At 64.7% G+C, this 26,052-nt stretch carries 26 protein-coding genes and 2 pseudogenes; 14 read left to right on the forward strand and 14 right to left on the reverse strand.

Features of this window, described 5'->3' with window-relative positions; translation table 11 throughout:
• Positions 1 to 43: 43 nt before the first annotated feature.
• The 10 genes and pseudogenes from VEIS_RS13235 to VEIS_RS28750 form a co-directional block, all read right to left on the reverse strand.
• Positions 44 to 841 (reverse strand): enoyl-CoA hydratase, encoded by a 798-nt coding sequence (locus tag VEIS_RS13235; RefSeq protein WP_011810457.1) that lies wholly within the window; start codon positions 839 to 841, stop codon positions 44 to 46.
• A gap of 2 nt (positions 842 to 843) precedes the next feature.
• Complete coding sequence (locus VEIS_RS13240) at positions 844 to 1,287, reverse strand: OsmC family protein (RefSeq protein ID WP_011810458.1); 444 nt, start codon at positions 1,285 to 1,287, stop codon at positions 844 to 846.
• Between the two features lie 30 nt (positions 1,288 to 1,317).
• Positions 1,318 to 2,559, reverse strand: a complete 1,242-nt coding sequence (locus VEIS_RS13245) for a phenylacetate--CoA ligase family protein (protein ID WP_011810459.1) — start codon at positions 2,557 to 2,559, stop codon at positions 1,318 to 1,320.
• Between the two features lie 48 nt (positions 2,560 to 2,607).
• Positions 2,608 to 3,411 carry an ABC transporter ATP-binding protein gene (locus VEIS_RS13250; RefSeq protein ID WP_011810460.1) on the reverse strand — a complete coding sequence of 268 codons (804 nt, stop codon included), beginning with the start codon at positions 3,409 to 3,411 and terminating at the stop codon, positions 2,608 to 2,610.
• A gap of 54 nt (positions 3,412 to 3,465) precedes the next feature.
• Positions 3,466 to 4,791 carry an ABC transporter substrate-binding protein gene (locus tag VEIS_RS13255; RefSeq protein ID WP_011810461.1) on the reverse strand — a complete coding sequence of 442 codons (1,326 nt, stop codon included), beginning with the start codon at positions 4,789 to 4,791 and terminating at the stop codon, positions 3,466 to 3,468.
• Between the two features lie 32 nt (positions 4,792 to 4,823).
• Positions 4,824 to 5,900: a branched-chain amino acid ABC transporter permease gene (locus VEIS_RS13260; RefSeq protein WP_011810462.1), complete on the reverse strand. Its 1,077-nt coding sequence runs from the start codon at positions 5,898 to 5,900 to the stop codon at positions 4,824 to 4,826.
• 28 nt (positions 5,901 to 5,928) lie between these two features.
• On the reverse strand, positions 5,929 to 6,843 hold the full coding sequence (locus VEIS_RS13265; protein WP_011810463.1) for a branched-chain amino acid ABC transporter permease: 915 nt from the start codon (positions 6,841 to 6,843) through the stop codon (positions 5,929 to 5,931).
• A gap of 24 nt (positions 6,844 to 6,867) precedes the next feature.
• A complete protein-coding gene (locus VEIS_RS13270; protein WP_011810464.1) occupies positions 6,868 to 7,701 on the reverse strand; it encodes an ABC transporter ATP-binding protein in 834 nt (277 codons plus the stop codon).
• The gene (locus VEIS_RS13275) at positions 7,698 to 9,662 is read right to left on the reverse strand and encodes an AMP-dependent synthetase/ligase (RefSeq protein WP_011810465.1); all 1,965 of its coding nucleotides are present in this window, start codon (positions 9,660 to 9,662) and stop codon (positions 7,698 to 7,700) included. The genes VEIS_RS13270 and VEIS_RS13275 overlap by 4 nt, the downstream gene beginning before the upstream one ends.
• Positions 9,663 to 9,725: 63 nt before the next feature.
• Positions 9,726 to 10,032 (reverse strand): annotated as a pseudogene (locus VEIS_RS28750) (IS701 family transposase); the annotation flags it as partial.
• Between the two features lie 241 nt (positions 10,033 to 10,273).
• Between VEIS_RS28750 and VEIS_RS13280 the strand changes: the two are divergent.
• On the forward strand, positions 10,274 to 10,621 hold the full coding sequence (locus VEIS_RS13280; protein ID WP_011810467.1) for an ABC transporter permease subunit: 348 nt from the start codon (positions 10,274 to 10,276) through the stop codon (positions 10,619 to 10,621).
• A gap of 202 nt (positions 10,622 to 10,823) precedes the next feature.
• On the forward strand, positions 10,824 to 11,987 hold the full coding sequence (locus VEIS_RS13285) for a serine hydrolase domain-containing protein (protein WP_011810468.1): 1,164 nt from the start codon (positions 10,824 to 10,826) through the stop codon (positions 11,985 to 11,987).
• Positions 11,988 to 12,047: 60 nt separating this feature from the next.
• Here the strand turns inward: VEIS_RS13285 and sucD are convergent, their stop codons facing one another.
• On the reverse strand, positions 12,048 to 12,944 hold the full coding sequence (gene sucD, locus VEIS_RS13290; RefSeq protein ID WP_011810469.1) for a succinate--CoA ligase subunit alpha: 897 nt from the start codon (positions 12,942 to 12,944) through the stop codon (positions 12,048 to 12,050).
• Between the two features lie 16 nt (positions 12,945 to 12,960).
• Complete coding sequence (gene sucC / locus VEIS_RS13295; protein WP_011810470.1) at positions 12,961 to 14,127, reverse strand: ADP-forming succinate--CoA ligase subunit beta; 1,167 nt, start codon at positions 14,125 to 14,127, stop codon at positions 12,961 to 12,963.
• Between the two features lie 215 nt (positions 14,128 to 14,342).
• Here sucC and argC point away from each other — a divergent pair, with 215 nt between their 5' ends.
• From argC to dinG, 3 genes are all read left to right on the forward strand, one after another.
• Positions 14,343 to 15,323 (forward strand): N-acetyl-gamma-glutamyl-phosphate reductase, encoded by a 981-nt coding sequence (argC, locus tag VEIS_RS13300; protein ID WP_011810471.1) that lies wholly within the window; start codon positions 14,343 to 14,345, stop codon positions 15,321 to 15,323.
• A 94-nt stretch (positions 15,324 to 15,417) separates the two neighbouring features.
• Positions 15,418 to 15,591, forward strand: a complete 174-nt coding sequence (locus VEIS_RS30550) for a hypothetical protein (protein ID WP_232287684.1) — start codon at positions 15,418 to 15,420, stop codon at positions 15,589 to 15,591.
• Positions 15,592 to 15,655: 64 nt separating this feature from the next.
• Positions 15,656 to 17,872 carry an ATP-dependent DNA helicase DinG gene (gene dinG, locus VEIS_RS13305; protein WP_011810472.1) on the forward strand — a complete coding sequence of 739 codons (2,217 nt, stop codon included), beginning with the start codon at positions 15,656 to 15,658 and terminating at the stop codon, positions 17,870 to 17,872.
• On the opposite strand, the pseudogene VEIS_RS31620 reads toward dinG, so the two are convergent.
• Positions 17,852 to 18,038 (reverse strand): annotated as a pseudogene (locus VEIS_RS31620) (tripartite tricarboxylate transporter substrate binding protein); the annotation flags it as partial. The gene dinG and the pseudogene VEIS_RS31620 overlap by 21 nt on opposite strands.
• 11 nt (positions 18,039 to 18,049) lie before the next feature.
• Here VEIS_RS31620 and VEIS_RS13310 point away from each other — a divergent pair.
• Positions 18,050 to 18,562, forward strand: coding sequence for a C40 family peptidase (locus VEIS_RS13310; protein ID WP_041950026.1), 513 nt, complete (start codon positions 18,050 to 18,052; stop codon positions 18,560 to 18,562).
• Positions 18,563 to 18,605: 43 nt separating this feature from the next.
• Here the strand turns inward: VEIS_RS13310 and VEIS_RS13315 are convergent, their stop codons facing one another.
• The gene (locus VEIS_RS13315; protein WP_011810474.1) at positions 18,606 to 19,142 is read right to left on the reverse strand and encodes a helix-turn-helix domain-containing protein; all 537 of its coding nucleotides are present in this window, start codon (positions 19,140 to 19,142) and stop codon (positions 18,606 to 18,608) included.
• A 255-nt stretch (positions 19,143 to 19,397) separates the two neighbouring features.
• On the opposite strand from VEIS_RS13315, the gene VEIS_RS13320 reads away from it, so the two are divergent.
• From VEIS_RS13320 to VEIS_RS13355, 8 genes are read left to right on the forward strand one after another with little or no spacing between them, the layout of a single operon-like run.
• Positions 19,398 to 19,625 carry a DUF3311 domain-containing protein gene (locus VEIS_RS13320; protein ID WP_232287685.1) on the forward strand — a complete coding sequence of 76 codons (228 nt, stop codon included), beginning with the start codon at positions 19,398 to 19,400 and terminating at the stop codon, positions 19,623 to 19,625.
• Positions 19,622 to 21,118: a sodium:solute symporter family protein gene (locus VEIS_RS13325; protein WP_011810476.1), complete on the forward strand. Its 1,497-nt coding sequence runs from the start codon at positions 19,622 to 19,624 to the stop codon at positions 21,116 to 21,118. Before VEIS_RS13320 ends, VEIS_RS13325 begins: the two co-directional genes overlap by 4 nt.
• Positions 21,119 to 21,134: 16 nt before the next feature.
• The gene (locus tag VEIS_RS13330) at positions 21,135 to 21,626 is read left to right on the forward strand and encodes a VOC family protein (RefSeq protein WP_011810477.1); all 492 of its coding nucleotides are present in this window, start codon (positions 21,135 to 21,137) and stop codon (positions 21,624 to 21,626) included.
• Positions 21,627 to 21,678: 52 nt separating this feature from the next.
• Complete coding sequence (locus VEIS_RS13335; RefSeq protein WP_011810478.1) at positions 21,679 to 22,083, forward strand: RidA family protein; 405 nt, start codon at positions 21,679 to 21,681, stop codon at positions 22,081 to 22,083.
• Between the two features lie 12 nt (positions 22,084 to 22,095).
• The gene (locus VEIS_RS13340; protein ID WP_011810479.1) at positions 22,096 to 23,034 is read left to right on the forward strand and encodes a dihydrodipicolinate synthase family protein; all 939 of its coding nucleotides are present in this window, start codon (positions 22,096 to 22,098) and stop codon (positions 23,032 to 23,034) included.
• Entirely contained in the window at positions 23,031 to 24,236 is a 1,206-nt protein-coding gene (locus tag VEIS_RS13345) for an NAD(P)/FAD-dependent oxidoreductase (RefSeq protein WP_011810480.1), read from the forward strand. Before VEIS_RS13340 ends, VEIS_RS13345 begins: the two co-directional genes overlap by 4 nt.
• Positions 24,229 to 24,519, forward strand: coding sequence for a (2Fe-2S)-binding protein (locus VEIS_RS13350; RefSeq protein WP_011810481.1), 291 nt, complete (start codon positions 24,229 to 24,231; stop codon positions 24,517 to 24,519). The genes VEIS_RS13345 and VEIS_RS13350 overlap by 8 nt, the downstream gene beginning before the upstream one ends.
• Positions 24,512 to 25,993, forward strand: coding sequence for an FAD-dependent oxidoreductase (locus VEIS_RS13355; RefSeq protein WP_011810482.1), 1,482 nt, complete (start codon positions 24,512 to 24,514; stop codon positions 25,991 to 25,993). The genes VEIS_RS13350 and VEIS_RS13355 overlap by 8 nt, the downstream gene beginning before the upstream one ends.
• Positions 25,994 to 26,052 lie beyond the last annotated feature (59 nt).

Raw genomic sequence — 26,052 nt, forward strand, 5'->3', positions numbered from 1 at the left:
GGCAGTGCTTTTGTCGAGGCCGAGGTGGCAGGGGCTGGTTTTTTCATGATGGCTTGTGCAGGGGTGGTGGACGTTTTTCCAGGAAGGCGTCGATGCCTGCGCTGGCATCTTCTTCCATCATGTTGCGCGCCATGACATCGCTGGCGTATGCGTAAGCATCAGCCAGGCTCATTTGGCGCTGCCGGTAGAACATCGATTTGCCATGGCGCAGCGCAACGGCGCTCTTGGCCAGAATCCGGGCTGTCTTTTCTGCGATGGCGGAGTCGAGTCGATCCTCCGGGACTGCCGCGTTGATCAGGCCCCAATCCACTGCGGTTGCCGCATCGATGAAGCGCGCTGTGACCAGCATGTCGAACGCGCGCTTGGGCGAGACGTTGCGGGATAGCGCGACCGACGGCGTTGCGCAGAACAAGCCGACATCGATGCCGGAGACGGCAAACTGTGCCGTGTCCGTGCTGATGGCGAGGTCGCAACTGGCGACCAATTGGCAACCGGCGGCGGTGGCGATGCCTTGCACCCGTGCAATCACCGGGACCGGCAAGGCTTGCAGGCTTTGCATCACGCGGCTGCATTGGGAAAAGAGCGCCTGGTAGTACGCCAGTGTGGGTCGTGCGCGCATTTCGCGCAGGTCGTGACCGGCGCAGAAGGCTGGCCCGGCGCCGGCCAGAACGACACAGCGCACCGATTCGTCCAACGCGATGGCATGCAATTCCTGCTGCAAGGCATGCAGCATGGCCTCGGAGATGGCATTGAATTGCCGCGGGCGATTCATGCGCAGGGTGACGACGCCATGGCTATCTTCGCGCACCAGCAAGGCCGCCTCGGAGGTGTGGGCGGCCATGTTCACACCACGCTGACCTTGGCGTTGATCGAGTTGGCGATGAAGCAGTTCTTGTGCGCGCTGGCATGCAAGCGGGACAAGGCTGCGGCATCCGGGAGATTGTCGCCACCAAATGAGATTTTTGGCGAGAGTTCGATGCGGGTGACGGCCATGCCGGCACCTTCGACTTTTTCCAGGTAACCCACGGCATTGTCCTGATAGCTTTCCACGCGGTACTTCTGACGCTCGGCGATGGCGAGGAAGGTCAGCATGTGGCAGCTTGCCACGGCGCTGATGAGCATCTGTTCGGGGTCGGCGCAGAGCGCATCACCCTGGTACTCCACGGCGGCGGACATGCTGACCAATTGGCCGCCCGCGAGCGATGCCACATGCCTGCGCGAATAGGTGCGCGCATCTTGCGGGTGGGGCGAGCGTAGCCATTGGATGGTGGCGGAATGCTGAGACATGGCGGCTCCTGTCAAGAAAATCCACTCATTTCACTCATATTTGCGCGCGTCTTCAATGACCTTGCCATCATTGGGCAAACTGCCCGGTGCGACAAATTTCACTTCCCCGCGCAACTTGGTAATGTCGCGCACGCTATCGGCAATCGCTGCGGCCTGCTGCGCGGCAGCTTCCATGTCTGTGGTTTCGCAATACAGGGTCATGCTGTCATTGGCCATTCCGCCACTGACGACCAGGCGCGCTTTCAGAATCAGGGCGTGGCGCCGGGCCATCTCGGCCACCTGCTGCGGATGCACGAACATGCCGCGCACCTTGGTGGTTTGATCGGCGCGTCCCAGCCAGCCCTCGATGCGCGTATTCGTGCGGCCACAGGGAGAGATGCCCGCCAGCACGGCGGACAAATCCCCGGTGCCAAAGCGTATCAAGGGATAGTCAGGGTTGAAAGAGGTCACCACGACTTCGCCCACTTCGCCCGGCGCGACCAAATCGCCGGTGCCCGGATGGACGATTTCGAGAATCAGGTCTTCATCGAGCACCATGCCGGGATTGACCCGGCCTTCGCTGATGGATTCGTAGGCGATATTGCCGATGTCCGCCGAGGCATAGAGTTGCAGCACATGCGGCACGCCATGGTCGACAAACCAGTTGCGCAGCGATGGCGGCAAGGCTTCGCCACTGACCAGGGCGCGTTGCAGGCTGGCCAGCGCAAGCCCCATCTCTTGCGCCTTCTCGAGGAGGATCTTGAGGAAGGATGGCGTGCCGACATAAGCGTCGGCTTGCAGTGCGCGCATCGTTTGCACCTGCAACCCGGTCTGGCCGGTGCCGGCAGGAATCACCGCGCAGCCGAGTCTGGCTGCCGCGCCTTCGACCATGAATGCGGCGGGGGTGAAATGGTAGGAGAAACAGTTCTGGATGATGTGCCCGGCATGCAGGCCCAATGCCCGCATCGGCCGCGCAAAACGCCACCAGTCCTGCTGTTGCCCCTCCGGGTCAAAAATCGGGCCGGGCGAGACGAACAGGCGGCGCAGTTGGCGGTGCGGTGTCGTGTTCAGCCCGCCAAACGGCGGCCGCGCAGTCTGCAAATCCTTGAGATCTGATTTGCGCGTCACCGGCAATTGCGCCAGCGCTGCGCGGCTGTCGATGTCGCCGGCGCGCACGTCCTTGAGTATCTGTTTCCAGCCTTCTGCGCCCTGCGCGCGCGCCACCAGCGTCGGCAGGGCGGCCATGAGCGCGGCATCGCGTTGTTGCGGGTCGCGTCGTTCCAGAGTGTCCATGAGGTTGGCTCTCCAATTGTTGCGCCAGCACCGATATTGCTCAAGGCATCAAGCCAGCCATCGTTTGCGACGCCGGTAAAACTTCATGTCGCGGAAATTCTTGCGCCCCGCCGCTGACACGCCGAGGTAAAACTCCTTGACATCTTCATTGTCCGCCAACTCCCTGGCGGCGCCTTCCATCACCACGCGACCGTTTTCCAGAATGTAGCCAAAGTCGGCATGGCGCAGCGCCACCAGGGTGTTTTGCTCGGCCAGCAGGAAGGAGACCTTTTCCCTGGTGTTGAGGTCTCTGACGATCTCGAAGATTTCTTCAACGATCTGCGGTGCCAGTCCCATGGATGGCTCATCGAGCAGGATCATCGACGGCTTGGCCATCATGGCGCGGCCAATCGCCGTCATCTGCTGTTCGCCGCCAGAGGTGTAGCCCGACTGTGATTTGCGGCGCACCTTCAGACGCGGGAAGTAAGCGTAGATTTTTTCCAGTTCCTGCTTCACTTCGGCGTGGCGGATGCGGCGCGTGTAGGCGCCGGTCAGCAGGTTTTCTTCCACCGTCAGGTGGGCGAAGCAATGCCGCCCTTCCATCACCTGAATCACGCCGCGCTGGACCAGATCGTTCGGCGTCATCCGGTCCACCCGCTCGCCCCGGAAGGCGATGCTGCCCTTGGTGACATTGCCGCGCTCGGCGGTCAGCAGATTGGAGATGGCTTTCAAGGTGGTGCTTTTGCCCGCGCCATTGGCGCCGAGCAACGCCACGATTTTGCCCTCCGGCACCGCCAGCGACACGCCCTTGAGAACCAGAATCACATGGTCGTAAATGACCTCGATGTTGTTGATGCTTAGTGCGGTGCTCATGCTCGCTCCCGTGCCAACAGAAAAGTGGCGCGCTGGAGTCAGCGCGCCCCGGGTTTATTGCTGCATGCAGGCCGGGGTAATTCCCTTTTCCTTGGCGTACCTGGCGGCAGAAGCCTTGAACAAGGGGTGAATCAGGTTCTTGTTGCCCTCTATCCAATCCGACACCAGCACCCACTTGCTGCCATCCCATTGCTGGATTTTGATCTTGCCCGAACCCTCATGGTTCTCGCAGGAAGTCTTGATCTCCGGCAGCAGCCCGGTCGCGCCCAGTTGCTGCAAACGGGCATTGGTGATGTTCAGATTTTCCAGGCCCCAACGCATATGTTCGCCACTCATGACCTTGCCCTTGCCGAACTTGCCTTGCGCCGTGCGCACCGCCTCTATCGTCGCCAAGGCGCCCGATACGCCGCGGTTATACAGCGCCGAGCCTATCTTGCCCTTGTCTTGCATATTGCCCTTGCCGGCGCCGTAGACCACTTTCTCGATATCGGCGATCAGCGGCACATCCTTGCCCGTCACATTCCAGGTTGCGCTCATATAGCCCTTGGCGGCGTCACCGGCGGGGATGGTGTCTTCTTCCGAGCCAGCCCACCATGAGCCCACCATTTTCTCGCGCGAATAACCGACTTTTTGCGCCGCCTTCAACGCCGTCTGGTTCATCACACCCCAGCCCCAGAAAATCACGTAGTCGGGATTCTCCTGGCGTATCCTCAACCATTGCGCGCCCTGCTCGTTGCCGGGGTGGGCCACAGGAATCTCCACCAGCGTGAACTTGCCGAGACTGGCCTCTGCCTGCAAGGCCACGATAGGCTCCTTGCCGTAGGCCGAGTCGTGGTACAGGAACACGATCTTCTTGCCGGCCAGCGAACCGCCATTTCTTGACGCGATGAACTTGACCACCGCCGAGGCCTGCATCTGGTAAGTCGTCACCAAGGGGAAGGCATAAGGAAACACCGAGCCATCCACCGCATCGGTGCGCCCGTAGCCCAGCATCAGCAGCGGCACCTTGTCTTCTGCGGTCTTGTCGATCAGCGCATAAGAAATGCCGGTCGCCATCGTGTTGATGGCAGTGCCCCTGGTGACGGGGTTTCTGCTTTTCATGCGCTCATAGCACTCGACGCCCTTGGCGTTGTTGTACTCGGTCTCGCACTCTTCCCACGAAATCTTGACGCCATCGATGCCGCCTTCTTTCATGTTGACGTAATTGAGATAATCGACATAGCCGCCGTAGTACGACTGGCCATTGGTGCCATAAGGGCCGACCCGATAACTGGGAATCGCAATGAACTGGTCGTTGGCCTGCGCCATTGCCGACTGCGCCGGAAGCAGCAGACTTGCAGCAAGGATTGCGGCAAGGCCTGGGTGTTTGATGCTTTTCATGTGTATCTCCTGGTTAAAACTGGTTGACTCGTTCAGTGTGGAAAGGGCCACAGGCGCAGTTTTTCCTTGGTGATCTGCCACAGGCGCGCCAGCCCATGCGGCTCAACGATCAGAAAGAAAATGATCAATCCGCCAAACAGCATCATCTGGATATGCGACACCGTGGCATTGGTGAATGGCAGATGCAGAAATGTGGCCAGCGGCGGCAATACATTGTCGAGCAAGATGGGCAACAGCAGGATGAAGGCCGAGCCAAGAAAGGCGCCGAGAATGCTGCCAACGCCGCCGATGATGATCATGAAGAGAATGCGGAATGACAAATCCAGCGAGAAGCCGTCCGGTTCCACCGAGCCGAGATAGCAGAACGCATACAGTGCGCCGGCCACGCCGCAGAAAAACGAACTGACCGCGAACGCCAGCAGTTTGGCGCGCATCAACTGAATCCCGATCACCTCGGCGGCCACATCCATGTCGCGCACCGCCATCCACGCGCGACCGGTCGAGGAGCGCACCAGATTCTTGGCCAGCAGCGCCATCACGCAAACGATGCCGAGCACGAACAGGTATTTCCGCACCGGCGAGTTGATGTCCATCCCCAAAAAAACCACCTTTTGCGCGCTGATGACACCCGACGAACTGTGGTTGGAAAACCAGGGAAATTTGGTCAGCACCCACACCACAAAAAACTGTGCCGCCAGCGTTGCCACCGCAAGATAAAAACCCTTGATGCGCAGGGAAGGCAAGCCGAACACCATGCCCACCAGCGCCGCGCAGGCGCCGGCCAAAATGAAGGACAGCAGAATCGGGATGCCCTCGATGCGTAGCTGGAAGTTGTAGGCGGCATACGCGCCAACTGCCATGAAAGCGGCCGAACCAAGCGACAACTGACCAGCATACCCGGTCAGGATATTCAAGCCCAGCGCCGCCAGCGCAAACACCAGAAACGGAATCAGAATCGCCGAGAACCAATACGCGCTGCCAAGCAAGGGAATGCCGACGAAGGCCACCACCAGCAGCAGCGCCATGCCGATGCGGTCCTGACGAATCGGAAAAATCTGACTGTCGGCGATATACGAGGTCTTGAACTGTCCGGCTTCACGGTAAAGCATTGCGTTCCTCCTGCGCGTGGCGTTTTGTTCAAACCCGGTCGATGTGCCGCTCGCCAAACAATCCCTCTGGCCGCACCAGCAGGAACAGCAGCGCAAACACATACGGGAACCAGCCTTCGATGCCGCCAAAATTGCCGTCGAATGCCCCCTGCAACACCGGCGGGATGTAAATCTCGGCCAATTTTTCCGAGGCACCGATGATCAGGCCGCCAACAATCGCGCCGGGAATGGAGGTGAAGCCGCCCAGAATCAATACCGGCAGCGCCTTCAACGCCGTCATCGTCAGCGCGAATTGCACGCCATTGCGCGAACCCCACAGCAAACCGGCCACCAGCGCAACGAAACCTGCCACGCCCCACACCACGGCCCAGATATGTTGCAGCGGAATACCCAGCGACAAGGCCGCTTGATGATCATCCGCCACCGCGCGCAAGGCGCGTCCCAGTTTGGTGCGCTGAAAGAACAAGGCCAGCAGCGCGACCAGCGCAATCACCGTGCCGGAGGCAAACAGGTCGAATTTGGAGATGCCGATGCCCAGGCGGTCCATGATGGGCATGATAGGCTCATCGACAATGCCAAGATCGATCGCGCGCACCTCGATGCCGAACAGCAGGGGGCCTAGCCCTTCGAGAAAAAACGCCAAGCCAATGGTGGCCATGAACAAGGTGATCGGCGGTTGATTGACCAGTTTGCGCAGGACCAGACGCTCAGTAGCAATGGCCAGCAGAATCATCACCATGAAGGAGCCGATGATCGCGGCCCACATCGGCAGCCCCTTGTCCATCAAGCCCACCACGGCCAATGCTGCGAAATACACCATCGCGCCCTGCGCGAAATTGAACACGCCCGAAGCCTTGTAGATCAGCACGAAGCCCAAGGCCACCAGCGAATACATCAGGCCGGACAGCAAACCGCTCAACAACACCTCAAAGAAAAATAGCATCTGCTTTCTCCGCGTTCGGATACTTCAATGGGAACTGCCAAGATAAGCCTTGATCACTTCCTGATTGGCCATCACTGCCGCAGGCGTGCCGTCGCCTATCTTTTTGCCGTAGTCGAGCACGACGACGCGATCCGAGATATCCATCACCACGCCCATGTCATGCTCGATCAACACGATCGTGGTGCCGAATTGCTGGTTGACATCCAGAATGAAGCGGCACATGTCCTGCTTTTCTTCCACATTCATGCCCGCCATTGGCTCATCGAGCAACAGCAGTTCAGGCTCGGACGCCAGCGCGCGCGCCAACTCCACCCGCTTTTGCAAGCCATAGGGCAGACGCCCGACCGGCGTCTTGCGAATATGCTGGATTTCGAGGAAATCGATCAGTTCTTCGACCTTGTGCCGGTGCCGCATCTCCTCATTGCGCGCTCTGCCCCACCAGATGGCATTGGCCAGAAAGCTGGAGTGCATTTTGGTGTTGCGCCCGGTCATGATATTGTCGAGCACGGTCATGCCCTTGAACAGCGCAATGTTCTGGAAGGTGCGCGCAATCCCCTGGCGCGCCACCTTGCTCGGGGACATGCCGCGGCGCAATTGATCGCGAAAGATGATCTTGCCTTTCTGCGGATGGTAAATGCCGTTGATGACATTGATCATCGAACTCTTGCCTGCGCCATTGGGGCCGATGATGGCGCGGATTTCATGCTCTCGCACATTGAAGGACACATCGGCCAAGGCTTTGATGCCGCCGAAGGACAGGGAAATGTTTTGCAAGTCCAGCATCACCACACCGATTTTGCGGGCGGGTTGGTGCCCGGTTTGCAGCGGCGGCGCGGCGGTGATGTCTCTGGTATTCATGTCTGCGCCTGCCTGACAAAGGTCTTGGCCTCGGCAATCTTCAAATCAGCCGCAATCATGCCCTGGCGACCGTCTTCAAATTTCACCTGCGTCTCGATGTACTGCGATTGCCGGCCTGCATACAGGGCCTCGATCAATACCGCGTATTTCGCGGCAACAAAGCTGCGCCGCACTTTGCGGGTGCGCGTCAACTCGTCGTCATCGGGGTCCAACTCCTTGTGCAAGATCAGAAAGCGATGAATCTGCGAACCGGCCAGCAAGGGGTCTTGCACCAGGTCGGCGTTGACCTTCTCGATGCACCCGGCCACCAATTCATAGACGCTCTGATGCGCCGCCAGATCGGTGTAGCTGCCATAGGCCAGGTTGTGCCGCTCCGCCCAGTTGCCCACGGCATCCATGTCGATATTGATGAAGGCCGTGCATTGCTCGCGCTGGTTGCCGAAGGTAACGGCCTCCTTGATGAAGGGGAAAAACTTCAGCTTGTTCTCGATATACTTGGGCGCGAACATGGCGCCGCCAGCCATCTTGCCGACATCCTTGGCGCGGTCGATGATCTTCAGATGACCATCGCCATCGAAGAAGCCCGCATCGCCGGTATGAAAATAGCCCTTCTCATCGATGGTTTGCGCCGTGGCATCGGGGCGCTTGAAATAAGACTGCATCAACCCCGGCGAGCGCACCAGCACTTCGCCGTTGTCGGCAATCTGCACCTCCACCCCCTTCATGGGGCGCCCGACCGTATCGAGCTTGACATCACCCGACGGCTGCATGCACACCGTCACGCAGGTTTCCGTCATGCCGTACAACTGCTTGAGATTGATGCCGAGTGAACGATAGAAGTCGAACAGATCAGGGCCAATCGCTTCGCCGCCGGTGTAAGCCACGCGCAGGCGCGACATGCCGAGCACATTTTTCAGGGGGCCGTACACCATCAGATGACCAAGCGCATACCACAGGCGGTCGCTTGGCGACACGTCCGGTTTTTTGTCCAGAATGCGCATGCCGACGCGGCGCGCAATCTTCATGCAAGTGTGAAACAGCTTGCGCTTGATCCAACCCGCATCTTCAATGCGTATCATCACCTGGGTCAGGATGTTTTCGTAAATGCGTGGCGGTGCAAAATAATAGGTCGGACCAATCTCGCGCAAATCGCTCATCACCGTGCTGGGCGACTCCGGGCAATTGAGGCAGAAGCCGGCCGCGTGCGCCTGCGCGAAGGAATACAGAAAATCGCCCACCCAGGCCAGCGGCAGATAGCACAACACATCGTCGTGCTCATTCAACTGGTCGAATTCGACCAGCGTTTGCGCCGTCGTGATCATCGCCGCATGCGAATGGCACACCCCCTTGGGCTTGCCGGTGGTGCCGGAGGTATACAGGATGATGGCAATGTCATCGCTGCTCAGCGCATCGATCTGCTGCATGAAGAAAGAGGGATTGGCCTGGTCATGAGCGCGGCCAATTTTTTGCACATCGACAAAAGACGACAGCCCGGGCTGGCGATAATTGCGCATGCCGCGTTCATCGTCATAGATGATGTGCGCAGGGCGGCCGCTGTTTTCACGCTGCTTGATCTCGAACATCTTGTCGACCTGCTCCTGGTCTTCAGCAACGACGAAATCGACCTCGGCATCATCGAGCACATAAGCCATGTCCGCCGCAGGCGCATCCTGATACAAGGGCACCGGCATGCCGCCCAGACATTGCGCGGCCGACATCGCCCAATACAGCCGCGGGCAATTATTGCCGATGATCGCCAGGCTCATGCCGCGCTTGAAGCCAAGTGCTGCCAGGCCGCAAGCAAACGCCCGCACCTCGACGACAAGTTCTGCCCAACTGGTGCTTTGCCAGATGCCGAAATGCTTTTCCCGAAATGCCGGGCGATCCGGGCGCACCTGCGCATGCCTCAAGAGGAGTTGTGGAAAGGTCTGTTTTCCCGGATTTTGTGTTGTCTCCACCATCGTTCCACCTTTTTGCTTGTTGATATCTGCTCCCTAAGCAAAGCACTGCCAAGTGGATAGGACTTACACAAATGCCATCCGAACGGACGGATTTTTGAGTTGTCGTCGGAGAAAATCACTGGGCACTTCATGTTTGACTTGGGTTGAGAGATCGGGCGGTCTGTCGCGCAACCTGAGCCAGACGGCCCCACACCAGCACGGCGCAGGCGATGTGGTTGCGCTGGATGCGTGCTTTACGACCCTGGCAACGCCCGATGCCCGTCAACTGCTTTGCCTCACGGTGAAACTGCCCAATCTTCCAGCGCAAACCACATGCATCCTGTGCAGCCGACGAGCAATCCGGAGTCAGGTCATTGGTGACTTTGAGATCGTTCATGCAAGTGGTCGGCCGATGATGCCACCATACCAGTTGAGACTGGAGCATGTTCGCGGGTTTTCCCTGGATGTTGCTGCCGACCGAAAATTGACCATGCTTGGAGCAGCCGCAACGGTGCGATGTGCGATGTGCGAGATGAGCGACGAGCGTCTCCGCATCGAACCCCTGAGGGCATCAGTTCTTTGTCTACGGCATCGGCATCGGCACGGGCATCGGCACGGGCACGCTGGCGGCGATGCTGATCGGCCATGTGCTGATCACGTTCCCCTTCGCGTTCATGAACGTGGCGTCCGCGCTCTACAACTTCGACATGTCCCTGCTATTGAAGGGCATCGGCACCACCACCCTGCCGACGGCACTGTTCGACTGCCTGCGTTGGGACTACGACCCGACCGGCGCCGCAGTCGGCAGCATCAGCATCGTGGCGACGTTGCCCACCATCTTGCTCATCGACCGCACTTGGGGGCTGCGCGCACTGCGCTCACTGCGCTCACTGCGCTCCGGTCAGGCCAAGCGCCAAGTGCCTGTCGTCCGCCCCCTTGGTGCCCTGCCTGTGCAGGGTTCCCCCATCGGGAATGGCTGATGCAGTAGCAGCACTGCGTCGTTCGCCCGGTCGTGCCGGATCGTCTCGCGCACGCAGGTCTTTCACTACAGACATGAAAGAACAAGGGTGATACCCTCGATTACAGTCAGGCCGACCGCTACACAACCGTTACAGGTTGTGGCGCGACTGCGGCTTGGCGACGGCCGGCGGCAGGACGCCGGAAATCCAATGGAGGAAGACAATGCAAGCTGCAGCGGACAAATTACTCAAGGACACCGTCGCCAACGGCGATGTGCCGGGCGTCGTCGCGGTCGCGACCGATGCCAAGGGGACGATCTACGAGGGCGGCTTCGGCAAGCGGGTGCTTGGCCAGCCCGCCGAGATGGCGCCCGATACCGTGGTGTGGATCGCCTCGATGACCAAGGCGATCACCGGCGCTGCGGCGATGCAGCAGGTCGAGCGCGGCAAGCTCGATCTCGATGCGCCGGCCAAGGCGGTGATTCCCTATCTCGGCGAAGTGGGCGTGCTCGAGGGCTTCGACGCGGCGGGCAAGCCCCAGACGCGCAAGCCCAGGCGCGACATCACGCTGCGCCATCTGCTCACCCATACTGCGGGCCTGTCCTACGACATCTGGAGCGGCGATATCGTCAGGTACCAACAGGCGCTGGGCGTGCCGGGCATCACGGGCTGCGAGAACCAGGCGCTCACCACGCCGCTGCTGTTCGATCCCGGCGAGCGCTGGAACTACGGCATCAACATCGACTGGGTCGGCAAGATGATCGAGGCGGTGAGCGGCAAGAAGCTCGGCCAGTACCTGAAGGAAAACCTGCTGGGGCCGCTCGGCATGGACAGCACGGATTTTTTCATCGCGCCCGCCATGCGCGAGCGGCTGGCCAAAATCCACCATCGCATCGCCGACGGCTCCCTGGTGCCCGACATGGCGCTCGAGATCTCGCAGCAGCCCGAGTTCGAGATGGGCGGCGGCGGGCTTTACGGCACGGCGGGCGACTATCTGAAGTTCGTGCGCATGATGCTCAACCAAGGCCGGTCCGACCGTGGCCAGGCGCTGCTCGAGCCCGGGACGGTGGCGGCGATGTCCAGGAATGCGATGGGCGCCACCCGGGTCGTGCCCCTCAAGAGTGTGATCCCGCCGCTGTCGAACGACGCCGAGTTCTTTCCCGGGATCGACAAGCAGTGGGGCCTGAGCTTCATGATCAACAACGCCCAGGCGCCGACCGGCCGCTCGGCCGGCAGCCTGGCCTGGGCGGGGCTTGCCAACACCTACTACTGGATCGACCAGCAAAAGGGCGTGGGCGGCGTCTATGCGACCCAGATCCTGCCCTTCGCCGATGTCAAGTCGCTGCCGCTGTACTACGCGTTCGAGAAGACGGTGTACGACGCCTGAAGGCGTGCGCCCGGGCAGACGGGGCGGGGCCTGAGCGCAAGGAGCGCCGTCTGCGCAGGCTTATTTCAACTGCGCCTTGAGCAGCCGCCCCAGTTCCGAAGGGTTGCGCGTGACCACGAAGCCCGACTCTTGCATGATGGCCAGCTTGGCTTCAGCCGTATCGGCGCCGTCGGAGATCAGCGCGCCGGCGTGGCCCATGCGTTTGCCGGGGGGGGCGGTGACGCCGGCGATGAAGCCGACCACGGGCTTTGTCATGTGGGTCTTGCACCAGCGGGCGGCAATGGCCTCGTCGGGGCCGCCGATTTCGCCGATCATGACCACCGCGTCGGTGCCCGGGTCGTCGTTGAATGCCTGCATCACGTCGATGTGCTTGAGGCCGTTGATGGGGTCGCCGCCAATGCCCACGGCCGTTGATTGGCCCAGGCCCACTTCGGTCAGCATGGCCACGGCTTCGTAGGTCAGCGTGCCGGAGCGGCTGACCACACCGATGCGGCCCTTGCGGTGGATGTGGCCGGGCATGATGCCGATCTTGATCTCCTCGGGCGTGATCAGGCCCGGGCAGTTCGGGCCTAGCAGCAGGGTCTTTTTGCCGCCGGCCGCTTCCTTGGCCCGCATCCGGTTGCGCACTTCGAGCATGTCGCGCACGGGGATGCCCTCGGTGATGCAGATCGCCAGGTCCAGGTCGGCTTCGACGGCTTCCCAGATGGCGGCGGCGGCGGCGGCAGGGGGCACGTAGATCACCGATACGGTGGCGCCGGTCTGGGTTGCGGCTTCGCCGACGCTGGCGTAGATCGGTATGCCGAAGATCGATTCGCCGGCCTTGCGGGGGTTCACGCCGGCGACGAAGGCGCTCTTGCCGTTCGCGTATGCCTGGCATTTTTCGGTGTGGAACTGGCCGGTCTTGCCCGTGATGCCCTGGGTGATGACTTTGGTGTCCTGGTTGATGTAGATCGACATACTGTGTGCTCCGGGCTTATCGAACGGCGGCCACGATGCGCTGCGCGGCGTCGGCCATGGTGTCTGCGGCGATGATCGGCAGGCCGGACTCGGCCAGCAGTTTCTTGCCCGGCTCTTCGTTGGTGCCCTTCATGCGCACGACCAGCGGCACGGACAGGTTCACGGCCTTGCAGGCGCTGATCACGCCGGTGGCGATGGTGTCGCAGCGCATGATGCCGCCGAAGATGTTGACCAGGATGCCTTTGACCTTGGGGTTGCCGAGCATGATCTTGAAGGCTTCGGTGACCTTCTCTGCCGTGGCGCCACCGCCCACGTCCAGGAAGTTGGCCGGCGCGCCGCCGAACAGCTTGATGGTGTCCATCGTGGCCATGGCCAGGCCGGCGCCGTTGACCAGGCAGCCGATGTTGCCGTCCATGCTGATGTAGGCCAGGTCGAACTTCGAGGCCAGCACTTCGGCCGGGTCTTCTTCCTCGAAATCGCGGTAGGCCACGATCTCGGGGTGGCGCCACAGCGCGTTGGCGTCGAAGTTGAACTTGGCGTCGAGCGCGGTCAGCCGGTTTTGGCCGTCGCAGTTCAGCGGGTTGATCTCCAGCAGCGATGCGTCGGTGTCCATGTAGCACTGGTAGAGCCGGCGCATGATGTCCACGGCCTGGGCCTGGGCCTGGGCTGGCGCGGGCAGGCCGATGCCGACGGCGATCTTGAGCGCCTGCTCCGGGCCCAGGCCCGCCAGCGGATCGACGAATTCGGTGATGATCATCTCCGGCTTGGCGCGCTTGACCTCCTCGATGTCCATGCCGCCCTCGCTCGAAGCGATGAAGGCCAGCTTTTGCGTGGCGCGGTCGGTCACGATCGACAGGTAGTATTCCTTGCCGATGTCGGCGCCTTCTTCGATGTACAGGCGGCGAACCTTCTGGCCCTCGGGGCCGGTCTGGTGCGTCTTGAGCTGCATGCCCAGCATGGAGCCGGCCAGGCGCCTGACCTCGTCGATGGTTTTTGCCAGTTGCACGCCGCCGCCCTTGCCGCGGCCACCGGCGTGAATCTGGGCCTTCACGACCCACACCGGGCCGCCGAGCTTCTGGGCTGCTTCCACGGCTTCTTGCACCGTGAAGGCGGGAATGCCGCGCGGAACGGGCACACCGAATTGGCGCAAGATGTCCTTGCCTTGGTATTCATGAATCTTCATGAGGGCTTCTCTCAAAGAAGGGTGGTAGTGACCCGTTGGCACCCGTCGTCCATGGCCATGGACAGTGGCCTGGCTGCGGGTTGGTGGGGCATGGCAACCGGCGACTGTATCATGCTGCAATGCACCATCCGCAGCCCCGGCCACAGCCCGTGGCAAGCCCGTGCCCCCGGGACGAACCCGGTAGCGCAGCCGTCTTTTGCGAGGAATATCGCCCCATGTTCAGAGTCTTCATCGACGGCCAAGCCGGCACCACCGGGCTGCAAATTCATCAGCGCCTGCAGGCCATGCCGCAGATCGAGCTGCTCGGCATCGCGCCTGCGCAGCGCAAGGACCTGGCCGCCAAGCGCGCACTGATGGCGGACGCGGATCTGGTCGTGCTTTGCCTGCACGACGAGGCTGCGCGCGAGACGGTGGCCATGGTCGATGCGCTCGAGCGCAGCACCGGGCGCAAGGTCAAGGTGCTCGACGCCAGCAGCGCGCACCGCACAGCGCCTGGCTGGGTGTTTGGTTTTCCCGAACTCGCCGCCGGCCAGCGCGATGCCGTGGCGGCTGCGCAGCGGGTGGCCAACCCTGGCTGCTATGCCACGGGGGCGATTGCGCTGCTGCGCCCGCTGGTCGATGCCGGGCTGCTGCCCCGGGACTTCCCGCTGGCACTGCCTGCGGTCAGCGGCTACTCGGGCGGCGGACGCAGCATGATCGAAGCCTACGAGCAGGGCCGGGCGCCGCTGTTCGAGGCCTATGCGCTGGGCTTGCAGCACAAGCACCTGCCGGAGATCATGCGCTACGGCGGCCTCACGCGCCGCCCCGTCTTCGTGCCGTCGGTGGGCAACTTTCGCCAGGGCATGCTGGTGCAACTGCCGCTGCACCTCGATCTGCTGCCCGGCGCGCCCCGGGCGGCAGACCTGCACGCGGCCCTTGCCGCCCACTATGCCGGGAGCAATACGCCCGGGCAGTGGGTGCGCGTGCTGGCGCCGACCGCAGACGGCAAGCTCGACGCCACGGCGCTGAACGACAGCAACTACCTGGAATTGCGCGTGTTCGCCAACGAGGAGCAGCGCCAAGCCGTGCTGATCGCGCGCCTGGACAACCTGGGCAAGGGCGCCAGCGGCGCTGCCGTGCAAAACCTCCAACTGATGCTGGGCGTGCCGGAGCCGGCCCGGGGCCTGGCGCCCGGTCCGGTCGCCGCCGGTGCATGAGTCCTGTGGCGCAGGCGCATGTTCCATGCTGCGCCTAGTGTCGCGTCACTGATCATCTGTCGGTCTGCGCTGGCCATCGAAGCGCATCGCGGCGTTGCATCGCTTGCCAATACGCTCGGTATGGGCTGCGCGATGCGCCTTGCGCTGCGCTCCGATGGCTGCGCGCAGCCTACGACATCTGATCCGTGACGCGACACTAGCGCGATTGAAAACACGGCAACGAAACGGCGCAATGAAGCGGCGCAACGAAAGCAGCGCAGCGCAGTGAACGGCAAGCAGGCCGCACCTGCGCGCGCCGCCCGTTGCGCCAGCCATGCCACACTCCGGCCCCTATGTCTTCTACCGATTGGGCCCGGCAGGCCCTGCAGGCGTTTGATGCGGTGGTGCAGGCCAGCGACGGATTTTGCAGCCGCCCCGGCCAGCGGCTGATGGCCGAGCAGGTGGCGCGCACCTTCAGCAGCGCCACCTTGGGCAAGGCGCAAGAGGGCGATGACCAGGCCGCGCCCACGCGCTGCATCGCCGTGATACAGGCCGGCACCGGCGTCGGCAAATCGCTGGCCTATTGCGCGCCGGCCATCGCGCTGGCACTGGCGCGCGGCACGCGGGTGTTGATCTCCACCGCCACGGTGGCATTGCAGGAGCAACTGGTCGACAAAGACCTGCCGGCGCTGGCCGCGCGGCTGCCCCAGCCCTTCAAGTTCGTGCTGGCCAAGGGGCGCGGGCGCTATGTGTGCAAGCTCAAGCTCGGCCGCCTGGCGGGCACCGGCCAGGCCGACGAGGCCCAGGACGACCTGTTGGCCAACGAAGCCGATGAGGCCGAGGAGGCCGGCGATCGGGCCGACCGCGCCCGGCGCCCCCGGCATGAGACCGAGGCGCGCATCCGGTGGTACGAGGCCATGGCGCAAAACCTGGAGCAGGGCGCATGGGACGGCGACCGCGACAGCCTCGATACGCCGCCCGCGCCCGAAGTCTGGGGCCCCGTGGCGGCCGAGGGCGCATCGTGCTCGGGCAAATACTGTCCGGCCTTCGCGCAGTGCAGCTACTACGACAAACGCCGGGCGCTGGTGGGCGCGCAGGTCATCGTGGCCAACCACGACCTGCTGCTGTCGTCGCTGGGCGCGCGCCTGCTGCCCGAGCTCGACAACTGCCTGCTGGTGCTCGACGAAGCCCACCACCTGCCCGCCACGGCGCTCGAACGGTTTGCCTGCAGCATGGACCTGAGCCGCCTGGCATGGATCGAGCGCCTGGCCAGCCACAGCCTGCGCATAGGCGAGCTGCTGCAAGTGCCGGAGATTGCCGGCATCCCGCGCTGCGCGGCGCAACTGCGGCAGCAGTTGCAAGACCTGGCGCGCAGCGTGATGCAGTTGTACGGCGCCGAGCTTGGCAGCCACGAGGACAGTGGGGGCCCGGCGCGGGTGCGCTTGCCCGGTGGCCGGCTGCCCGAGCCGCTCGTCGCCCCTTTGGGCCTGCTGCTCGGCAGTGCCGACGGCTTTTTGCAGGCCCTGCACGCGACCGCAAAAGCCCTGCGCACCCAGATGCGCGAGCAGCCCGGGCAGGCGCGCCGCCTGTCCATGCTGTATGCACAGATCGGCATGCAGGCCCCGCGGTTGGAAGCGCTGCATGCCACCGCGCAATTGCTGCTGCAGGACGCGACCGAAGGACAGGTGCCCGCAGCCAAGTGGTTCACGCTGGCGCCCGATGGCGACCGGCGCGTGCTCCAGGCGCACGCCAGCCCGATCCTGCCCGGCGCCATGCTGCGCAACCTGTGGAGCACGGTGCGCGCTGCGGTGCTGACCTCGGCCACGCTCACCAGTTGCGGGCAGTTCGATTTCTTTTTGCACGAAACGGGCCTGCAAGACGACGCTGCCGCCAGCACGCTGGAGGTGCCCAGCCCGTTCGACTACACCGCCCAAGGCCGGCTGATCGTCGCCGAAACCCGCGCCGACCCGAAGAACGCCGCGCAGTTCACCGCCGAGATGGTCGCCGCGCTGCTGCACGACATGGCCCGGGTGAAATATGGCGCGCTGGTGCTGTTTACCTCGCGCGAGCAAATGCGCCAGGCCGTCGCGGCCCTGCCCACGGCGCTGCACAGCGTGGTGCTGGTGCAAAACACGCTGCCCCGCGCGCAACTGCTCGGGCGCCACGCCGAGCGCGTGGCCCAAGGCCAGCCCTCGGTCATCTTCGGCATGCAGTCGTTTGGCGAGGGGCTGGACCTGCCGGGGCGGCTGTGCGAATCGGTATTCATCACCAAGCTGCCCTTTGCCTCGCCCGACGACCCGGTGGGCCAGGCGCGCGCCGAATGGCTGCGCAGCATGGGGCGCGATCCGTTCAGCGAACTGGTCGTGCCCGCCACCGCCATCCGCCTGGCGCAATGGGCGGGCCGCGCCATCCGCACCGAACGCGACCAGGCCCATGTCTACTGCTACGACAAACGCCTGACGCGCACCAGCTACGGCCAGCGCCTGCTCAAAGGCTTGCCGCCATTTGCGCTGGAGCAACGCGCGCCGCTGTCCGGCGGCGCAACCGCGCCCGGCGCCGGGCAACCCTAGTGTCGCGTCACCGATCATCTGTCGGTCTGCGCTGGCCATCGAAGCGCATCGCGGCGTTGCATCGCTTGCCAATACAGCTCGGTATGGGCTGCGCGATGCGCCTTGCGCTGCGCTCCGATGGCTGCGCGCAGCCTACGACAGCTGATCCGTGACGCGACACTAGTAAGCTCAGGCGCCATGCGCGCATTGCACTGTCTGGCCTGCGCGGCGGCCCTGCTGGTGCTGGGCGGCTGCGGCACCACCCCGGCACCTTCACCCTCGCCGGCCTACCCCGTTGCGCCTGCGCAACTGTCGGCGGTTGCGCCCGGGCAACTGTCGGACACGCAGGCGCACGACATCGCCATCCACGCACTGGGTCTGGTCGGAACGCCCTACCGCCATGGCGGCAACACCCCCGAGGCGGGCTTCGATTGCAGCGGACTGATCGGCTACGTCTACCGCCACCGCGTAGGCCGGGCACCGCCGCGCACCGTGGCGCAACTGAGCGCCTGGGGCCAGCCCATTGCCGGCAGCCAACTGCGCAGCGGCGACCTGGTGCTGTTCGGCACCGGACGCATCCCCTCGCATGCCGGCATCTATGTGGGCCAGGGGCGCTTTGTCCATGCGCCGGCGAGCGGCGGCCAGGTGCGGCTGGACCAACTGCAATCGGGCTACTGGGCGCAGCAGGGCGCGTCGTTCCGGCGGCTTTGAAGGGCGCATGGCCCCGGTTCGGGATCGGCTATCCGGGATCGGCTCAAGGGATGGGCGGCGTCACCGACAGCACGATCTCGGCATCGACGGCACCGCGGTTGATGTAGCGATGGGCGTGGATCGCGTCGAAGGTGATGGCTTCTGCGGCCTGCACCTGATGCGCAATGCCGGCGACTTCGACCGTCATCGTTCCCCGAATCACATACAGGCATTCGACCGATGCATGGCTGATCGTCCCGGCCACTGAATACTGGCCCGGAACGAATACCGCGCGCAGCACTTCCATCGGCGCGTTGCCATGGGTCAGGCGCTCGTAGCTGACGGTGCCTTTGGGGCCGGTGATCTGCGTGCGCTCGCCGGGACGGCTGAGCCAGACCGATGGCGCTGCGGGATCGCGAAAGAGCGCGGCCATCGATTCGCCGAACACGGCGCTGAGCGCCCGCAAGGTGCTCAGGCTGGGCTCGGTCACCCCGCGTTCGATCTGGCTGAGCAAGGTGGGCGAGACGCCGGCGGCTTGCGCCAGTGCCCGCAGCGACATGCCACGGGTGAGCCGCAATTCATGCAATCGTTTGCCAAGCACAGTGATTCACGCCGGTGGTCGCCATCACGGAAAGCATAAGCGATCGTCAAATGTGCAGTTATGGTGCACTAATTCGTTCCGAAAGATGAATGTCCATGAAAATTACTGCATGGATGTGTTGACACGATCGGATTTGTGCAGTTAAACTGCACATCACTTTCAGTATCCGGATGTCGATCCCTGCCTGGCGAGGTGCCCATGACGACGCAAACCTGGAAAGTTGGTAGCGGCTGCGCGCCCCAAAGGCCGCACCTGGTGCTTCTGGTCCTGCCATTCATCTGGCAAGTCGGCGGCATTCCTTTTGTCAACGAGGTGGCGCTGCGTCCGTTCGGGATGCCCTTTCCCATGGTCTGGCAAATGGCGGGCGTGGTGTTCGCCAGCACCGTGTTCGCACTGGTGTTCCATCTGGACCGGCGCGCCGGCCTGGAGGAGGAAGAAGCGGCGTTCATCATCGCCACCGCGCCTGCCGGGGGCGCAGCATGAGACACACCGTTGCGGCTTTGCTGCTGCTGGCGACCATCGTGGGCGCGATCGGCTTCGGGCGCGCGGCGATGCGCAGCAAGACGGTGGCGGATTGGGCCGTCGGTGGCCGCCGCCTGGGAACCTTGCTGTTCTGGTTCATGAACGCCGGCGAGATCTACACCACCTTCGCGGTTTTCGGCATTGCCGGCTATGCCTGGGCCTTGGGGGCGCCGGCCTATCTGGCGTTTTGCTCGGTATCGCTGTCGTTCGCGATTGGCTACCTGCTGATGCCCAAGATCTGGCGCGCCGGGCGCAGTGCCGATCTGGTGACGCAAGCGGACTTCTTTGCCTTGCGCTATGACGCACCGTGGCTGGGCGTGGTCACCGCTGCCATCGGCATCGCCAGCCTGGTCATCTACGTGCAGATCCAGTTGGTCAGTTTGGGCCTGATCGTTTCGCTGACCTTCGGCCAGACCTTGTCGCCCACGCTGTCGCTGGTCGCTGCCGGGGCCGCGATGGTGGCCTTCGTGCTGGCGGCGGGCCTGCGTTCGGCGGCGTTCGCCGCCGCTGTCAAGGACGTGATGATGATCGTCCTGGTGCTGCTGCTGGCCTCGACGGTGGCGCACAAGGTCGGCGCCAGCTCGATGCTCGACATCTTCGGCATGGCCGAAGCCATCCGCCCCGGCATCGGCAAACTGCCCGGTGCCGACCCCGGCGCGCCGACCACCACCGTGTGGCTGATCACCGCAGCGCTGAATGTCGCGCTGGGCAACTGGGTGTTTCCGCATCTGTTCCAGATCTCGTATGCGGCCCACAGCGCGACCGCGATTCGCCGCAATGCGATCTGGCAGCCGATCTACTCGCTGGCCTATTTCTTCATCATCGTGCTGGGCCTGGCCGCGCTGGTGGCGGGCACCATGCCTGCCGGCAACGATATGAACGCCGCGCTGCTGCAGTTCGTGTCGACGCAATATCCCGACTGGGTGGTCGGCTTGCTGGCGGGCACCGGCGTCCTGCTGGCGCTCGTGCCCGGCGCGGTGCTGCTGCTCACGGCCGGCACGATCTTCACGCGCAACATGGTCAGGCCGGTCTGCCCGGCGCTGAGCGAAGCGCGCGCCTTGGCGGTCTCGCGCGCCGCGCTGGTGGCGTTCGCTGCGCTGGCCGTGTGGCTGGCGCTGGCGCACCAGGGCTCTCTGGTGGCGATCTTGCTCAAAGCCTATTCCGCCATTGGCATGTTGGGCCCTGGTGTGTTCCTGGCCTTTCTGTGGCGCAGAACCACGGCCTCGGGCGTGGCCGCCGGCATCGCCGTGGGCTTTGCCGCATTGCTCGCCCCATTTGCGCAACTGTGCTGGGCCGCCTGGTTTCCGGGGTGGGAGGTGGGCCTGATCGCGATGGCGCTCAATGCCGTCACCGTGCTTTGCGTCAGCGCGGTAACGCCGCAGCCTGCGGCGGGCGGCGTTGCGCTGGGCCTGCGCTTGCACACGCACCAATTGATCCGACCCCTGACCTCGTGAGCAGAAAGCAAGGGCCATGAACACCAATCCACTGGGCATCCGCCGCCTCGACCATGTCGCCTGGAGCGTCGCGCAGATGGCGCCCGTGATCGCCTTCTATCAGCGCGTCTTCGAGGCGCAGATTCTCTACCGCATCGGGCCGGTCGACGCAGCGCAACTGCCACGCCAAGCCGATGGCCGGGACTGGACCGAGGCCCATCTGGGCATCGCCGGCGCGCGGCTCGATCTGGTGCTGCTGGGCTTGCCCGGCGGCATCCGGCTGGAACTGTTCAGCTACGCCGGGCCGGCCAGCGCCACGAGCGCGCCGCTGCCGGGCAACCATGTCGGCAGCCATCACCTGGGCATCGAAGTCGATGACATGGCTGCGGCCGCGCAGCGGCTGCGCGACAACGGCTGCACCGTCCTGGAGCGCATCGCCTTCGCCGATGGCCCGACGGCGGGGTCGCAGTTCCAGTACTTCCTCGACCCGTGGCGCAACATCCTGGAACTGGTCGTGCATGGCCGATGATGTCGTTGCCGGCCCCGGTTTTTTTCCATCCCGCACTGACGCAGCCCACACCATGACCAGACAAGTCTTCAACCCCGAATCCATGTACGACAGCGTCGCCTTCGGCTTCTCGCACATGGTGCAGCACAACGGCTCGCGCACGCTGTACCTGGCAGGCCAGGTCGCGTGGGACCGCAACGGCCAATTGGCAGGCGGCGCCGACGTGGTCGCGCAAACGCGCCAGGTGCTGGCCAACATCAAGCAGGTGCTGGCCGCCGCCGGCGCGACGCCGGCCAATGTGCTGCGCTTGCGCACCTATGTGGTCAAGCACAGCCCGGAGCAACTGGTGCCGATCTGCAAGGAGATCGTCGATTTCTACGGCGCTGCCTTGCCTGCGGCCAACACCTTCATCGGCGTGCAGGCGCTGGCGCTGCCCGAGTTCCTGATCGAAATCGAAGCCGATGCGGCCTTGGACTGAGCCTGCCGATCGATGCACCGCAACACCGTCGACTGGGCAGGCTACATCCCTGCCATCACCACCCCCTTCACCCGCAGCGGGGCGCTGGACTGGGCGGCGCTGGACGCCCAACTGCAGTGGTATCTGCAAGAGCGCATGCACGGCGTGGTGCTGGCGGGCACTTCGGGCGAATGGTTCAGCCTGAGCGCGGCCGAGCGCGCCGAATTGTTTGCCCAGGCCGGCCGCATGATCGCCGGGCGCATCACCGTGCTCGGCGGCTGCAATGCCTACACGGCGGCCGAGGCCATCGGCCACGCGCGCGCGGCCGAGCGCGCCGGGCTCGATGGCATCTTGCTGACGCCGCCGCCCTACATCGTGCCGAGCCGGCGCGAGTTGGTGCAGTTCTACACCGACGTGTCCGATGCCACCGACATTCCGATCTGCATCTACAACTGGCCGCGCGGCTGCGTGGTGGACATGGATGTCGAACTGCTGGAAGAACTGGCCGAGATCGATCATGTCGTGGCGATCAAGAACTCGACCGGAAATTTCGCACTGTTCCTGCAAGGGGCCTACGCACTGCGCGACAAGGTGCGCTACTTCAACATGCCGACCACGGAACTCGGCGCGGACCTGGCGCGGCTGGGGGTCAGCGACGGCCTGATGGGGGCCGGCGGCGTGCTGGGCGCAGACCATCCCGATTTCTGGCGCCTGCTGGCGGCCGGCGACAAGGCCGGCGCGCTGGTGTTGGGCGAGCGCGACCGGGTGCTGATGAAAGCCTGGTTCAACCAGGACTTCGCCGGCCGGTTCGGCAGCGCGCAGGCCATTCTCAAGACGGCGCTGCGCCTGCGCGGCGTGCCCGCAGGCCATGTCCGCCGGCCGCTGCTCGAACTGACGGCGGATGACATCGCGCAGGTGCGTGCCACCCTCGAAGGACTGGGCATCGCCACCGCCGCGTTGGCCGGCGCATGACCGGGGTGCCGTCGGCCGTCGGGCGCCGGCCCGAGCGCATCGCCACGCTGGTGGTCGGCGGCGGCCTGCTCGGCTGTGCTGTCAGCTACCTGCTGGCGGCCGCCGGCACCGAGGTGCTGCTGGTCGACAAGGGCCAGCTCAACGCCCAGGCTTCGGGCCAGAACGCAGGCAGCCTGCACTTCCAGTTGGAGTACCGGATGCTGGAAAACGGCGCGCTGGCGGCGCGCAAGGCGGCCGAGGCCATGCCCTTGCATCTGCACGCGCTGCGCGCCTGGAGCCGGCTCGAGGCCGAGCTTGGCGCCGATCTGGGCGTGCGGCAACAAGGCGGCTTGATGGTGGCCGAGAGCGCCGAGCAGGTGCGGCGCCTGGGCCGCAAGATCGCGTTGGAGCAGGCAGCGGGGTTGCAGACCGAACTGCTCGACCGCTCGGCCGTGCGGGCGCGCGCGCCTTATCTGGGCGCTGCCGTGGTCGCAGCCGCCTTCTGCCCCGCCGAGGGCAAGGCCGACCCGCGCCGCTGTGCGCTGGCCTATGCCCGCGCTGCGCTGCGCCTGGGCGCGCAGGTGCATGCGCGCACGGGCGTGCAAGCGCTGTGCCGCAATGGCCGCCGCTGGCGCGTCGTTTTCGACGACGGCGGGGTCTGCCACGCCGAGCAGGTGGTGCTGGCAGCGGGCGCATGGACCGGCCGGCTGGCGCAAATGGCCGGCAGCGTGCTGCCGGTGTTTCCGGTGGGGCTGACCATGGCGGTCACCGCGCCGGCCGCGCCCTTGGTCACGCACCTGGTCCAGCATGCCGGACGGCGCTTGTCGCTCAAGCAAACGCCCGAAGGCAATGTCCTGATCGGCGGCGGCTGGCCGGCCGCGCTGCGGCAAACCGGTGCTTGGGTCGATCTCGATCGCCGGCCGCAATTGCTGCTGCCCTCGCTGAGCGGCAACATGGCCGCTGCGGTCGCGGTCGTGCCCGCCGTCGCGCAACTGCCGGTGCTGCGCGTCTGGACTGGCACGACCGCGCTGGTGGCCGACCAATTGCCGTTGCTCGGCGCAGTGCCCAAGGCCGCCGGCCTGTTCGTCGCCACCGGCGGCTCGGCCTTCACGCTGGCCCCGACCTACGCCCGCATCCTGGCCGACAAACTGCTCGGAAAGCCCGATGCTTTCGACCTGCGCGCCTACGACCCTGAACGCTTCGCGAGTCTGACCCTTGCCTGATCGCATCCGCATCCATGCCGGCGTGCGCCGGCCCGCGCCCATCGTCATCCATGTCAATGGCGTCGCCACCCCATGCCATCCCGGCGAGACGGTGGCAACGGCCCTGCTGGCTGCGGGCATCGTCGTCTTTCGCCGCACCGCGTCAGGCGCGCCACGGGCGCCGGTCTGCAACATGGGCGTGTGCTTCGACTGTCTGGTGAGCATCGACGGCCGCCCCGCCGTGCGTAGCTGCATGACGCGCGTGGCCGCGCAGATGCGCATCGGGCTGCCAGACCATGGCTGAACGAGCCGAGTCCGCCGCCGCAGCCGGCGCCCAAGCCCCGGCCTTCGACCTGATCATCGTCGGCGCCGGACCGGCCGGCCTGTCGGCCGCACTGACGGCCGCCCGGCATGGCCTGGCCGTGGTGGTGGTCGACGAGCAGCATGACGCAGGCGGACAAATCTTCCGCCAGCCCCCGCCCACCTTCTGCAGCCCGCCATCGAGCGCGTTCGACAGCTACGCATTCGGCGCGCCTTTGCTGGAGCATGCGCGCCGCTGCCGGGCCATCCAGTGGCGACTCGGCACCACGGCCTGGGGCGTGTTCACCCCCCCGTGCCAGGGGCGCGTGCAGGTGGCCATTGCCGGCACCGGCGCCGGCGACAGCGAATTGCTCGAAGCCCGGGCGCTGCTGATCGCGACCGGGGCCTACGACCTGCCCGTGGCGTTTGCCGGCTGGACCTTGCCCGGCGTGATGTCCGCCGGCGGCATGCAGACGCTGCTCAAAAGCCAGTTCCTGCGCGCCGGAAAGCGCTTCGTGCTCGCCGGCTCGCACCCGCTGTTGCTGCTGGTGGCCGATGCGCTGGTGCAGGCCGGCGGCGAGATTCTGGAGCTGGCCATCGCGCGCACGCGGCCGGCGCTGCAAGAACTGCTGGCCGGATGGCGCGCCGCCCCGGGCCACTGGCGGCTGCTGGCCCAGAGCGCCAAAGCCTTGCGCAACCTGCGGCGCCACCGGGTTCCGATCCGCTTTGGCACCCTGGTGCTGCGCGCCGACGGTGATCCGGCCGTGGAGCAGGTCACGCTGGGCAGCGTCGACAGCGCATGGCAGGTGCAGCCGGGCACCGAGCGGGTGCTGCAGGCCGACACCCTGGTCATCGGCTACGGTTTGCTGGCCGCCAGCGAACTGGCGCGCCAGGCCGGCTGCGCAGTTCACTGGCGCCCCGCCGCCGGCGGCTGGGTCGTCCGGCATGACGAGCAGATGCGGACCAGCGTCGAGCGGGTCTGCGTGGCCGGCGAGCCGGCCGGGGTCGGCGGCGCCGAGGTGGCCTTTCTCCAAGGGCGGTTGGCGGCGCTGGGTATTGCGGCCACGCTGCACGGCCAGGAGCCGTCACCCACCCTGGCCCGGGCCATGCGCCAGACGGCGCGCGCGCTCGGCAAGGCGCGGCGCTGGAGCGACCTGGTGCTGCGCTTGTTCGAGCCTCGGCTCGACGCGCTGGCACGACTGGCCAGCGACGACACGCTGGTCTGCCGCTGCGAGGAGGTCACGGCCGGGAGCATCCGCGAATTTCTTGCCGACAACCCGCATGTCAGCGACGTGAACAGCGTCAAGCTCGGCTGCCGCAGCGGCATGGGTTACTGCCAGGGACGGTATTGCCAGCACAGCGTTGCGCAGTTGCTGGCCCAGGCCCGCCAGACCGGCATCGAACACCTGGGCGTTTTCACCGCGCAGGCGCCGATCAAACCGGTGCCGGCGGGCGCGCTGGCCCGGCTCAAGGCATGAGCAGGGCATGAGCGCCGCCCGGCCGCCCGGCCGCCCGAAGGCGCTCATACCGCAGCCGA

The sequence above is a fragment of the Verminephrobacter eiseniae EF01-2 genome (genome assembly GCF_000015565.1).
GTDB lineage: Bacteria > Pseudomonadota > Gammaproteobacteria > Burkholderiales > Burkholderiaceae_C > Acidovorax > Acidovorax eiseniae.